The sequence below is a fragment of the Candidatus Dadabacteria bacterium genome, assembly GCA_009840385.1.
GTDB lineage: Bacteria > Desulfobacterota_D > UBA1144 > Nemesobacterales > Nemesobacteraceae > Nemesobacter > Nemesobacter australis.
Genome location: VXNX01000009.1, coordinates 202,293 through 215,172 on the forward strand (window position 1 = coordinate 202,293; position 12,880 = coordinate 215,172).

The following is a 12,880-nucleotide window of genomic DNA, read 5'->3' on the forward strand; positions in this document are numbered from 1 at the left end:
TAGCGGAGAAACGCAATGAACGGGCAAAAACCGATCGTAGCCATAGTTGGAAGGCCAAATGTCGGAAAGTCCACCCTTTTTAACAGGATAATAGGGTGGAACAAGACGATAGTGGAGGACATCCCGGGCGTCACAAGAGACAGAGTCTATGAAGACACCCGATGGAAGGAAAAGGAGTTCACTCTCGTTGACACCGGAGGTCTCTCCCTAGGCGAAGACGACGAAGACTACTCTCTTATAAAAGAGCAGATAGACGTGGCCATTTCCGAAGCGGACCTCGTGGTGATGCTTTTTGACGGCCAGGACGGGGCTCTGCCTCAGGACTCGGAGATAGTTCAATATCTTAGAAGGACCGAAAAAAAGGTCATCTACGCGGTAAACAAAGTCGACCATGGAAACATAAAACAGGTGCTCAAGACCTACGAATTCTACGGAACGGGCTCAGATGAATTCATGGCGATCTCCGCGCTTCACAACAAAAATATCTACGAACTGGTGGAACAGATCGCTTCCTGCATAGAAGCTTCCGGACAGCCGGAAGAAGAATCGGAGGAATCCGAGGGAACCAGAATCGCCGTTATCGGCAAACCCAACGTTGGAAAATCCACGCTGGTGAACAGGATACTCGGAGAATACAGGCTCATAACGAGCCCCACTCCGGGCACAACCCGCGACCCCGTGGACTCCATCTATGAAAAAGACGGGAAAAAATACGTTTTTATCGATACCGCCGGGATAAGAAGAAAGTCAAGAATAGACGCACTAGTTGAAAAACACAGCGTCTTTCGGGCCATAAGGTCGATCGAAAGAGCCCACATCGTGCTGCTTATGATAGACGGACAGGAGGGCCCGACTCACCATGACTCGCGTCTCGCGGAACTCGTAAAAGACAGAAACAGGGCCCTTATAATACTGCTTAACAAATGGGATCTCGCTCCCGAAGACATAGCGGACCCCGAAGATATAGAAGAGATAACAAAGGAGAGACTAGTCGGGGTTGATTACGCCCCCGTGCTTACAATCTCCGCGCTTACCGGCAAAAAAGTCGGAAAAATTTTCGACGTTGTTGAGCGGGTAGAGAGCAATTTCAGGAGGAAACTGCCCACCGGGAAGCTTAACAGGTTCCTCGAAGACCTTACAAAACGCCACCCTCCCCCGGTTTACAGGAGAAAGGAAATCAAGCTTTTCTATATCTCCCAGCCCTTCACCGCGCCACCGACTTTCACGATCTTCACCAATTCGGCAAAGGGCATACCGGAGAACTACAGGAGGTTCCTTGAGAACCAGCTAAGGGCGTACGGGGACTTCGAGGGAGTTCCCCTGAAGCTTCTGTTTCGGGACAGGGAAGGAAAAGAGGTCTAGATCACCCGGCCTCGAGTATTATTTTCTGTATATCCGCGGTTCGATCTTCCGCCGAGCACATTTCCATTACCCTGCGCCTCGCGTTCGGGCCCATTTGACCCCGGAGTTGCGCGTCCCGTGCAAGAATCGATATGCTCTCCCCCATCTTCTCAAAATCCCCGGGGTCGCAGATAAAACCCGTCTCTCCGTCCTCCACGGCCTCCGCTATGCCACCTATCGAAAAACCCACGACGGGAAGAGCAAATGCCATCGCCTCTATAACGGACCTTGGAAAAGGATCCGGGTAATTGGACGGAATCACGAAGAGGTCAAAATCCTTTAGATACGGCCTCACGTCTTCTCTGTATCCGGTAAAGACAAAGCTGTCCCGCACTCCCAGTCCCTCCGCGTAATCTTCAAGCTCCCGCAGATGGTTTTTCGGGAAAAACCACGGAGTATCTCCGACTATGACGAACTTTACCTTCCCCTTCATGTCGTTCTCTGAAACAATCCGGCTGACAGTGTCGATGAACTCCACGTAGCCCTTTCTCGGGACCACCCTTCCGGTGTTTCCGACAAGCACCGTATCCGTGGGTATGGAAAATTCCTCCCTCAGAGAACCCCGGACGGACTCCCTGTCAAAGTCCGCGGGATCAATACCGTTATAAACGACGTGAATCTTGCTTTTTGCTCTTCGAAACGGCTCCGCCGTGGCCCGGGAAACGCATATTATCTTTTTCACGCACCTAAACCCCGAGAGCGTTTCCATAAGAGACTTCATAAACCGGGTCTGCTGTATGTTCCTTACGTGCCAGATAACGGGTTTTTTGTTTTTCCTTCCGATCAGGGTGCCCACGATTTTGGCAAGTGTGCCGTTGCAGTAGATAATGTCGATTCCGTTTTCCCTGATTATCTTCGGGGAACCGCAGAGCAGACGGAGCATATTCACTATGTTTGCGATTATGGAAAAAACTCTCAGCACACCTGGCGCACGCGTGGTGTCCGCTACCATTGCTGATTTCTGTATGTTCTCTGGAAACCTGGGGTCAACTATAACGTTTTCGAAAATTCCCTCGGATTTAAGACTCTCAGAGAATATGTCGTGTTTCGGGACAAGCACAAACGGATTTATCTTTTCCCGGTCGATATACTTCAGTATGTAGAGGAGACTTCTCCCCGGTCCTCCGTCCCTTACCGAGTGATTGATGAAAAGCACATTTGTTTTTTTCATATTGGCAGATATTGCGGTAAAATCTCTTGAGAGTTAAACTGGGTGGGGAAATAAACTAATACGATCTTCATGTTATTACCTGCTGCAGTACAATTAAAATTCAGAGGACTTTAATGCACACCAAAACCCGCGCAAGCACCGTGAAAATCTACCTGTTTTTCCTTTTTATTTCCTTATTTGCAGTCTCGGGATGCGGCCTGGATATCGATTTCGGCAGCGGAAATAACAGCAATCTAAACGTGAAAACCAATGAGACGATAATTGGAATAATAGAAAACATACCGGCGACGCACGACGGTTCAAGCTTTATCGTAAAGGCAAGCACCATTAGAGGAGAGGACAAAGAAGAGTGCTGCGAAGTTACCGGGGTATCCGAAGATGAGGAATTCACCATAGAAGGAGATCTCGATCCGGAAGTCGAACTTGAAATCTTTGAGAGCGGGGACGAGAATTCTCCAATCGGCAGGGGAAGAATCGAGATTTTTCCCGGAGCAACAATTGAGATTGAGGATATAACCATTGAGGTCGACGGGGACCTGGATTATGATCGGGAAGAGGTTGACATAACCTTCAATGGAGAAGTTTCCAACAACGAGGACTGCACTGAAGGAAACGAGGAAATAAACGGGCAGATAGAAGTTACGATATCGTCTGAGGGTAGAGAATCCGAACTAATAACTGTCAAGCTGGACGGTACGGAAATACTGGGAGAAGACGATCCTATGTGTCACCAAATATCTCCCGGACGTAAGGTCGAAATAGACGGAAAACTGACGAATGACAGTAAAACCGTCAAGGCAACCATAATTGAGATAGAATAGGCTGGGTTGGGTTTCTCGAACCCCTGTTCTCTCTATCTTCCCTCCACGGTCATCCGCGCCCTCTTCCTTCCTCTCTCAGTGAGAAGGAGTTCTCCACCCGTAACCGCTATCTCTCCTTTCTGTCTCAGAAATCCGACCACCTTAGAAGCAAAATCGGCTGACCGGAACATCCCCCTGCTGTCGGGATGGTTCTTTACCGCCTCCCCCTTTTCCTGGTTGTAAAGACTTACGAGAAGCGAGGCCTCAGCAAAATCCATCCTCTGCCTTCTTTTTTCTCTCATTATGCCGAAAAGCCCCCTTTGCGGAGCAAAGAGGAAAACCGCGAGAAAAAACACCCCGCACACAGAGGCCATCGAGCCCGCTATGTTGACATCAAGCCAGTTGGCAACCCAGAATCCTGAAATGGCCGCCGAAATGCCGAAAACCACGCTAAGAGAGATCATCCTGAAAAGCGAATCCGTAAGAAGGTAGGCGCAACACGGCGGAATCACTATAAGAGCTATAACCAGTATCGAACCCACCGCGTCAAACGCCCCGACGCATGTAAGCGACACGACCGCCATGAGCAGATAGTGAATCAGGCGGGGGCGAAAGCCTATCGACGAAGCGAAGCTCTCATCAAATGTAGACACCTTAAGCTCCTTGTAGAAAAAGGAGATGAAAAGAAGGTTCAAAAGAAGAATCGAACCCATTACGTAAGCCGACACGGGTCCCAGATCCATGCCCGACACGATGAACCGGTTAAAGGGTGCGAAAGCTATTTCTCCGAGAAGCACGGAGTGAGTGTCAATATGCACGTTTCGAGCGTACTTGGAAAGCAGTATGACTGCCACGCTGAAAAGAAAGGGGAAGACAATTCCTATGGACGCGTCTTTTTTCACAAGCCTTGAGCGGTTGACCGCTTCTATCAGCGAGATCGCAAGCACCCCGCTGACGGCGGCCCCCACTATGAGGAGCGGTGACGACAGGTCTTTGACGAGGAAAAAAGCGAGTATTATTCCAAGCAGAACGGAATGACTGATTGCGTCGGTCATCATGGACATTCTTCTGAGAACAAGAAACGCCCCGGGTATAGAGCATGAAGCCGCCACTATAACGGCTACCAGCTGTATATCAAATTGATGCGGACTCACCGGTTTCTCTCCAACGGGGAAAGTTTCCTGACCTCGCGAATACCGCTTTGGGTAAGACGCCAGTTATCCTCCCCGACACTCTCCACGTGTCCCGCAGTCTGAAGTTCCCAGAGACTTTTTTTAACGTTAAAACCCTTTTCGCTCCCAAGCGCAAGCAGTCTCTCGGAATGCGCGTAGCTGGGATCGTCATGTTCAAGGGCGAGATCGTGTAGGGTTTTTAGGACATAGTCCTTTTTTATTTCCCTCCTGCTCTTCGCGTCTTTGAACTTCAGGATGAAAAACCCGTTCGGAGAAAAAAGAATGGAGAAAAAAGCGATAACACTCACGCAAACTATAACCGCGGGTCCCGTCGGCACGTTCTCAAGCCCCGCACTCAGCGCAACACCCGTAACGCCGGAGATAACCGCTATAAAAGCCGCGAGAACAATCATCAAGCCCATGCTGCCGGTCCACTGCCTGGCCGCGACCGCGGGGGCAATCAGCATTGAGCTCATAAGCACGACTCCCACTGTCTGAAGCCCGATCACTATCGCCGACACTATCACGGCCGTAACGAGCATGTCCATAGATTTCATGGAAAAACCCATGGTTCCGCCAAAATCCGGATCGAAGCAGAGGAGCTTGAACTCCTTCCAGAAAAGCCCCACTACTAGGAGGGCGAAAAAGCCTGTAAGACCTATAACCAGAACGTCTTTTTCAACAAGCGCCTCGGCCTGACCGAAAAGAAACTTATCAAGTCCCGCCTGGTTGGCATCTGGAATTCTCTGCGCGTAGGTAAGAAGGACAAGTCCCAGTCCGAAAAAAACCGAAAGAGCCATTCCCATAGCGCTGTCAGTTTTTACCCTTGAGTTCTCCGTAACGAGATTGATTAAAAAAACTGCCAGGATGGCGGAGAGCGCAGCCCCGATAAAAATCGGCAGCTGCTCCTTAACTCCCACTATGATGAAGGCAAGCACTATGCCCGGAAGCGCCGCGTGCGACATGACATCGCCCACAAGGCTCTGCTTTCTCAGCACCGCGTATGAGCCGACCACGCCGCTCACAACTCCAAGCGAAGCCGCTCCCAGAAGAATTGTTCTGGCCGTATAGTCAGAGAAAAGCTCAACCACAAATTCGAGCATCACACTGCCCTTCTGTCTGCTTTTCTCTCGGGAAAAAAGGAGGTCTTGCCCCCGTAAGCCTTCATGAGGTTTTCAGAATTGAAAACGTCATCCACCCTTCCCGAAGCCACAAGTCCCACGTTAAGAATGGCGATCCGCTCGTAGTATTCGGAAACGGTGTTAAGATCGTGATGAACCGCAAGTACTGTTTTTCCCCCGGTGACAAGCTCTTTCAGTATCCTGACTATGGCTTTTTCGGTCGTGGCGTCAACCCCTTGGAAAGGCTCATCCAGCAGATAGACCGATGCGCTCTGAACAAGGGCCCTAGCGAGAAACACTCTCTGCTGCTGCCCCCCCGAGAGCTGGCTTATCTGCCTCTGGGCGAACTCAAGCATATCGACCTTCTCAAGAGCACTAAGCGCCCTTTCGTGTTCCCTTTTTCCGGGACGCCTTATCCAGCCAAGATCCCCGTAACTTCCCATTTTCACCGTATCCACAACAGACGTGGGGAAATCCCAGTCCACAGAACCCCTCTGGGGGACGTAGCTGACTTCCTTTCTCTGCTTTTCGTAGGGTCTTCCGTGGATGGAAACGACTCCCGCGACGCGGGGAACAAGCCCTTGGATAGACTTTATGAGCGTTGTCTTGCCGGCGCCGTTTGGCCCCACGACCCCGACCATCGAGCCCTTGGGAATCTCAAGATCTATATCCCAAAGAACGGTCTTGTCTCCGTAAGCGACCGTAAGATCCGTCACACGGATTGCCGGAACGGCCGGATTCTGCTCTCCGGTATTCATCACCCATCTCCGGCGGCCTTGGAATTGGAATCGGCAACCTCGATACTCCGGCTCAGGGACTCGACTATGGTATCCACGTTGCTTTTGAACATTCCTATGTATGTGCCTTCTTCCGTTCCCGGGTTGCCCATTGAATCCGAGTAGAGACTTCCGCCTATGCGAACATCGAAGCCTCTTGCCTTCACGGAGGCCCGAAGAGCTCGCATGTATCTCGGAGAGATTGAAGTTTCAACGAAAACGGCCGGAATCTTCCGCTCGGTGATTGTTTTTGAGAGGTTCTTTATGTCCGCAACGCTGGCTTCGGAGTCGGTACTTATTCCCTGAAGTCCCATTACCTCAAACCCGTAGCCTTTTCCGAAATAGTTAAACGCGTCATGGGCCGTTATAAGCACCTTTCTATCGGGTTGCAGCGTGGCGATTTTTTTCTGTATGTAGACCTGCAGCAGGTCAAGTTTTTCGAGATAGGATTCAGCGTTATGTCTGTAGACGGGGGCGTTTTCCGGGTCGTAGAGTGTAAACGCCTCCATTACCACCTTAGCCGCCTTTTTCCAGAGAGCCACGTCAAACCAGATATGCGGGTCGTAATACCCCTGATACTCCTCGGGAGAAAAAAGCAGAGACTTGTCAATCCCCTCCGCAACGCCCACGGTGAATATCCCGTTTTTTCTCATCTGCCCCAAGACATCAGTAATCTTTCCCTCGAGATTAAGGCCGTTGTAGAAGATCATGTCGGCGCCGGCAAGCTTCTCCACGTCCCCGGCACTTGCCTTGTAGAGGTGGGGATCAACCCCAGTCCCCATAAGGGAGGTGACCTCAACGGCCTCCCCGGCGATGTTCTCGACAAGATCCCCGATTATCGATGTGGTCGTAACCACCTTTATCGTGCTTTCTCTTTTTATGCTCCCGCTGCTCTCGGCGCAGGCAGCGCAGAAGACCAGCAGCGCGGACACCAGAAGAAACCGCATCCCCGTTATGATTTTCATTTTTTCCTCTCTCAGTTCTTCGCTTCCTCAACCAATATGTACTTGGCCGCGTTTCGCCCTATCGGATACTCCTTCCCGGTCAGTTCAACGATTATGGGACCCTGAAACGGCTGCTTCGAGACAACCGTCATCTCGGTTTCCGGGTAGAGACCTATCCCGCCCAGGTAACGAAGCAGCTCCGGGTCGTGATCGCTCACCTCGACCACTTTTACCAAAGTGTCGGGCTCAATCTCCACAAGGGCGCTGCACTGCCTCACGATCATAGTGCCGTCGCGACGCGGAATCGGGGAACCGTGCGGGTCAGTGACCGGATAGCCGAGAAACTCGTCAATCCTGTCCTCAAGATCCTCTGAGAGCACGTGTTCCCATTTCTCGGCTTCCTCGTGCACTTGGTCCCAAGGAACGCCGAGAGCTTCTTTTAGGTAAAGCTCGATAAGCCGGTGATGTCTGATTATCTCAAGAGCTATTTTCCTGCCCGCGGGTGTAAGCTTCACCCCTTGGTAGCGCTTGTGGGTTATGAGCTTTTTCTCCGAGAGCTTCTTCACCATGCTCGTCACCGAAGCCGGAGACACGCCCAGTTTTTCCGAAAGCGCACTGGTCGAAACCTTCCCTTCGGAAGCCTCAACCTCGTAAATAGTCTTCAGGTAATCCTCTATTGACTGTGAAAGCATCTTTTCTCTCTTTATCTTCAAAAAAACCGCTTAAGATTCAGACAGACAAAAAATTATTTTAGTCTTGTCTAAATTTGTTTTTAATTCTAGCAAAAACAGATCGCCTGTCAAGGAAAAATCGCGGGGTTTCGAAAAGAGGTGTTTATGGCTTAGAATAAGCCCCATGTGGAAGAAGCCATATAGCAGAAGAAAGAATGTCTTTACCGGAAGTTTGACAGGTTTTATCTTCTTCTTTCTCCTTATTTTTTCCGCATCTTCCACAACGGAGAGCAAGGAGAATCCTCCTGCCCGCGCTACCTTCAAGGTGCTTAACTCTTTTTCGCACGACCCGACGGCCTTCACCCAAGGGTTTGTCTACAGAGACGGTTTCCTTTATGAAAGTACCGGCCTTTACGGAAAGTCTTCTCTTAGAAAAACCAACCCAGCCACCGGAGAGGTGCTTGCCAAGGTAAACCTCCCACAGAAGTTTTTCGGCGAAGGTCTTACCGTAATAGGCAAGAGCATATACCAGCTCACCTGGAAGTCCGGTCGGGGTTTCATATACGGCAAGGAAAACCTGCAGCGCAAGGGATCATTCACCTATTCAACCGAAGGATGGGGGCTTACAGACAACGGAACCAGCCTTATAATGAGCGATGGGACCGAAAAACTGTATTTTCTCTCTCCCGAGAGCTTCGAAGTAACAAAGACATTAAGCGTCAAAGAAGGCGGATCCCCTGTCAGTATGCTTAACGAACTTGAGTACGCAGGGGGAAAAATCTACTGCAACATATGGAACTCAGACGATATCGTGGTCGTAAACCCCGAGAGCGGCGTGGTGGAGAGACGCATAAGCCTCGGGGAATTAAGAAAAAGGTTGAGCCTTCCCGAAAGAGCGGAAGTGCTGAACGGAATCGCCTGGAAATCCTCTTCTGACACTTTCTTTATAACGGGAAAGTACTGGTCCGAGGTTTTTGAGATAAGAATCGATTCCGCTTCCCCTTGAACGGGAAATCCAAGCGGGTAGACTCATTTTCCCTTCTGTGTCCCCGTAGCTCAGTTGGATAGAGCGCAGGATTCCTAATCCTGAGGCCGCAGGTTCGAATCCTGCCGGGGACGCGCCAGCAGAAACTCTACGAAAAAAGCTGCCTGAATATCATCCAGGTAATCTTTACCGCAGCCATCAGGCTTCCCGTGATTGTTCCGGTTACCTTTGAGGTTCCTATTCTCTTTCTGTAACTCACCGGAACCTCGGTGCAGTGAAGTCCCTTCTTGGCGGCCTTTATCTGCATCTCAACCGTCCATCCGAAGGTCTTGTCCCTCATGTCAAGAGAAAGAAGCTTGTCATATCTTATGGCTCTGAAGGGGCCCAGGTCGGTAAAACCCACTCCGTAAAACAGCTTTATAAGCCTGGTTGCAACGTAGTTTCCCATAAGGGCCTGGGGCAAAAGCGCTCCTTTCTCTCTTTCGCCGATGGTTCTCGACCCTATTACGAGATCATATCCTCCCTCGGTTATCGGGGAGATGACGGTTTTCATTTCTCCCGGATAATCAGAATAGTCTCCATCCAGAAATACTATGATATCAGGTAGATATGAAGAATTCTTAATGTAGTTCATCCCCGCAAGGCAAGCCTGTCCGTACCCTTTTCTCTCTTCGTCTATAACGGTGGCCCCACTACCCGAAGCAACGCGTGCGGTGGAATCGGTCGAACCGTTATCGACAACAACTATCTCCGTTACAAGGTCCTGGGGAATATCCGCGATTACCTGTCCTATGGAGCCCTCTTCATTTAAGGCTGGGATTATAACAACCGTCTTTTCCATGGAATCTTATATGGAGACAAGCTCCACTTGCGGAATAAGAACTATGTGGCGCGAGAGCAGCGGTTTTTCAAACTTTGAGCGTATTGCCTCGCAGTAACCGTCCATCTGCTCTTTATAAGTCTCACGGGCATCGTCATCTATCGATTCTCTGTACTTGTAGTCGAAAAGACGCATTCCCCCCTCTTCTTCGGTCAGAAGATCTATCCTGCCTCTTTTCGAAACGCTCTCCCCGGGGTCAAAGACGAATTTATGCTCCCTTCTGACTTTCTGAGCCGCACGGATAAAGGGAAAAAGCTCGGATTCAAGAAGGTTTGAAGAAAGCTCCCGCAGCAAATCTTTCATATTGGGGGTTGAAACAAGAAATTCGCCCAGAACGAATTCAATTTCCTTTTCAACCGCTTCTTCCCTGAAATCCCAGGTCTCAAGGAATCTGTGCATTATGCTTCCCACTCTTTCGGGGTCTTTTAGGCGGTCGGTCGGAGAAAACAGGTCGGGAAGCGGGGAAATCTCCGTACGCTGCGGCTTATCTTCCTTGCTGTAGACGGGCTCCATGTACTTAAGGTCCAGAGGAGTTTCTCTTTCCGAGGAAGAAGTGTCCGAGATAGTGTCAGATTCCTTTGAAACTTCCCCGTCGTAAAGCCCCGAGAAGGAAATTCCCCAGGCATCGTCGGTAAACCCTTGCGGCATCTCAAGACAACGGGAAGACAGGGAGAGCTTTGAATCGATAAGTTCGGCGAAGCTGCCAGCCTCCACCTGTATGCGCTCTTCTCTGGCCATTCGGCGTCCGCTAAAACATATGAAAAGTCTTTCCTCTGCCCGGGTCATGGCCACATAGAGAGCCCTTCTCTCTTCCCATGCTTCTCTTCTCTCGACGCGGGATTTAAGCTCCTCCCAGTCATCCGAAGAGGAGGCGGGGTATCTCACTACGAAACCTTTTTCTATATCCGCCATCACCCTCTCGGACGACGTTACCCTCCGGTAGTTAGTGTTGCAGAGAAAGACGGTATGGAATTCAAGCCCCTTTGCCCCGTGAACCGTCATGAGTTTCACTACCCTGTCGTCCCTCGTTTCCTCAAACACCTGCTCTTCTTCATAAGTTCGGCGCATGGAATCAAAGTGTTCAACCACCTGGGAAAGCCCGTATCCCTTGTGGGAAACCAGATTTTCCGTTACCAGAAGAACTTTTTTGAGATTGAGATATTTGGCCCTGCCGCCGGGAAGCGCCTGGACCGCGGCGGAACAACCAAGCCCGTTTACGGCGAAATAGACAGTCCTGAAAGCATCTCCGTCAATGTACTCCCTTCTTTTTTCATCAAGAAAACAGAGGTATTCCCTGACCCTGGAGCTGTTTTGCTCCCCCTCCCCGCAAAAATGGGAGAAAAGCTCATCATCAGAAGCCCCGAAGTAAGGAGATCTGAGCACTGACGCCTGCGCCAGTTTATCCTGTGGATTGAGAAAGTACCTGAGCATGGACATAACGTCCCTTACCTCGGGAAGATCATAGAAATCGCGCCCCATGCGGGACTGAAACCTGATTCCCTCCCGTGCAAGTGCCTTCTCGTAGACAGAGGCGTTTGAAGACCTTCTGAACAGAAGGGCGATTTTCCCTGAAGACTCCTGTATCTCTTTTATCTTCGATGCCACGGCACGGGCTTCCCGTTCAACCGACTCGTCGGCTTTCGTGCCTTCGCATGCAATAATCTCAACCGGAATACGGGGATCGGGCTGGGGGACAGGAACCGTCATTTCTTCATAATATCCTTCGGGGAAAGTGCCTGCGAAAAAAAGATTGAAAAACTCTATGAGCCTGTCACGGGAGCGGTAGTTGGCCGCGAAGGAAATCTTCCCGAAGTTCTTATCCCCAAGTATTCTCCCGAACATCTCTGGCTCGGCCCCCCTGAAACCGTAAACGGACTGGTTTACGTCGCCGACTACGATAAGGCTGCCGCCAGAGTCGCCGCCTGTAAGAAGCTCCATCAACTCGAGCTGAAGGGAGTCCGTATCCTGGAATTCATCAACTATAATAAACTTTAAGAAATTCCTGTAATAGCCTAATATCTCCGGGTTTTCTTTTAGCAACTCGATCGTGAGACGTATCATGTCCTCATACTCTATTTTCTCCTCGGAGACTTTCACCTGCTTTAGAAAACGATACGCGTCGCCCGATAAATCAAGATAAATAGAGTTAATTTCCGAGTCGTAGTATCCCATTACCGAAAAGACCGTATCGAGAAGCATAAGCCTTGAGCGTTCAACTTCGGACTTTGTCATTTCGCTTTTCGCCTGTTCATAGACAGCTTTTAGGTAGCGGATGTTCCGGTCAATACCCAGAGTCATGTCTATTTTTCCGCTGAGATCGTGCAGAACCTGTTTTTTCTTTTCGGAACGGGATGAAAGAACGGAGATATATTCTTCAATCACCTTGTGAAGCCTTTCATTCATGGATTCAAGTCTCTGCGGATCGGGCTTCTCAAGACTGACATCTTCCCCGCAATAGCGAAAAGGAGGAACCAGGTGAAGCCTCACAGCTTCCTTCAGTATCATGGCTATGATCTTCAAGATCTGAGCGTAATCATAAGATTCCATCTTAAGAAGTCTTTGCAGCCTTGGGTCACCGTCCTCGATTCCCATAAGAAGGAACTTGCCGATATTCTGTTCGTAAAAAGCGTCTTTCTCGGAGCCTTCAATTACAGAGAAGTCCAAAGGAAGTCCTGAATCAAAGACGTTTTCCCTCAGTATCCCTGAACAGAAGCTGTGGATAGTGCCTATGGGGGCGGAAAAGAACCTCCTGCGCCACCCTTCGGAGATATTTCCCCTGTAGCCGTGAGCATCAATATATTTTGAGATTTCCGTGCTTATTCTCGACTTGAGCTCACTCGCAGCGTTCTCCGTAAAAGTAACGGCCACGATCTGAGGAATATCCGCTTCACCGGCCTCGAGAATGCCGAGATACCTAGCTATTATCGCCCTCGTCTTTCCCGACCCCGCCCCCGCCCGG

At 50.2% G+C, this 12,880-nt stretch carries 11 protein-coding genes and 1 tRNA gene; 4 read left to right on the plus strand and 8 right to left on the minus strand.

From position 1 onward, the window contains the following. Nucleotides 1-15 precede the first annotated feature (15 nt). Nucleotides 16-1,362, plus strand: coding sequence for a ribosome biogenesis GTPase Der (gene der / locus F4X55_04115; GenBank protein ID MYC40182.1), 1,347 nt, complete (start codon nt 16-18; stop codon nt 1,360-1,362). 1 nt (nt 1,363) lies between these two features. On the opposite strand, the gene F4X55_04120 is transcribed toward der, so the two are convergent. Further along, complete coding sequence (locus F4X55_04120; protein MYC40183.1) at nt 1,364-2,572, minus strand: glycosyltransferase family 4 protein; 1,209 nt, start codon at nt 2,570-2,572, stop codon at nt 1,364-1,366. 113 nt (nt 2,573-2,685) lie between these two features. Here F4X55_04120 and F4X55_04125 point away from each other — a divergent pair, with 113 nt between their 5' ends. Further along, nucleotides 2,686-3,393, plus strand: a complete 708-nt coding sequence (locus tag F4X55_04125; protein MYC40184.1) for a hypothetical protein — start codon at nt 2,686-2,688, stop codon at nt 3,391-3,393. A 32-nt stretch (nt 3,394-3,425) separates the two neighbouring features. On the opposite strand, the gene F4X55_04130 is transcribed toward F4X55_04125, so the two are convergent. Genes F4X55_04130 through F4X55_04150 form a run of 5 tightly spaced genes read right to left on the minus strand, consistent with a single transcriptional unit; the run spans nt 3,426 to nt 8,077 of the window. Then, nucleotides 3,426-4,526 carry a metal ABC transporter permease gene (locus F4X55_04130; protein ID MYC40185.1) on the minus strand — a complete coding sequence of 367 codons (1,101 nt, stop codon included), beginning with the start codon at nt 4,524-4,526 and terminating at the stop codon, nt 3,426-3,428. Beyond that, on the minus strand, nt 4,523-5,647 hold the full coding sequence (locus F4X55_04135; protein ID MYC40186.1) for a metal ABC transporter permease: 1,125 nt from the start codon (nt 5,645-5,647) through the stop codon (nt 4,523-4,525). The genes F4X55_04130 and F4X55_04135 overlap by 4 nt, the downstream gene beginning before the upstream one ends. Further along, complete coding sequence (locus F4X55_04140) at nt 5,647-6,423, minus strand: metal ABC transporter ATP-binding protein (protein ID MYC40187.1); 777 nt, start codon at nt 6,421-6,423, stop codon at nt 5,647-5,649. Before F4X55_04140 ends, F4X55_04135 begins: the two co-directional genes overlap by 1 nt. Then, complete coding sequence (locus tag F4X55_04145) at nt 6,423-7,406, minus strand: manganese transporter (protein ID MYC40188.1); 984 nt, start codon at nt 7,404-7,406, stop codon at nt 6,423-6,425. The genes F4X55_04140 and F4X55_04145 overlap by 1 nt, the downstream gene beginning before the upstream one ends. Before the next feature lie 11 nt (nt 7,407-7,417). Continuing rightward, nucleotides 7,418-8,077, minus strand: coding sequence for a metal-dependent transcriptional regulator (locus tag F4X55_04150; GenBank protein MYC40189.1), 660 nt, complete (start codon nt 8,075-8,077; stop codon nt 7,418-7,420). A 163-nt stretch (nt 8,078-8,240) separates the two neighbouring features. On the opposite strand from F4X55_04150, the gene F4X55_04155 reads away from it, so the two are divergent. Then, nucleotides 8,241-9,062 carry a glutaminyl-peptide cyclotransferase gene (locus F4X55_04155; protein MYC40190.1) on the plus strand — a complete coding sequence of 274 codons (822 nt, stop codon included), beginning with the start codon at nt 8,241-8,243 and terminating at the stop codon, nt 9,060-9,062. A 39-nt stretch (nt 9,063-9,101) separates the two neighbouring features. Continuing rightward, nucleotides 9,102-9,175 (plus strand) — tRNA-Arg (locus F4X55_04160). Between the two features lie 14 nt (nt 9,176-9,189). Here F4X55_04160 and F4X55_04165 read toward each other — a convergent pair. Together F4X55_04165 and F4X55_04170 are read right to left on the minus strand one after the other, a co-directional pair. Further along, entirely contained in the window at nt 9,190-9,882 is a 693-nt protein-coding gene (locus F4X55_04165; protein MYC40191.1) for a glycosyltransferase family 2 protein, read from the minus strand. 6 nt (nt 9,883-9,888) lie between these two features. After that, nucleotides 9,889-12,880: AAA family ATPase (locus tag F4X55_04170; protein MYC40192.1), on the minus strand; the 2,992-nt coding region annotated here is incomplete at its 5' end.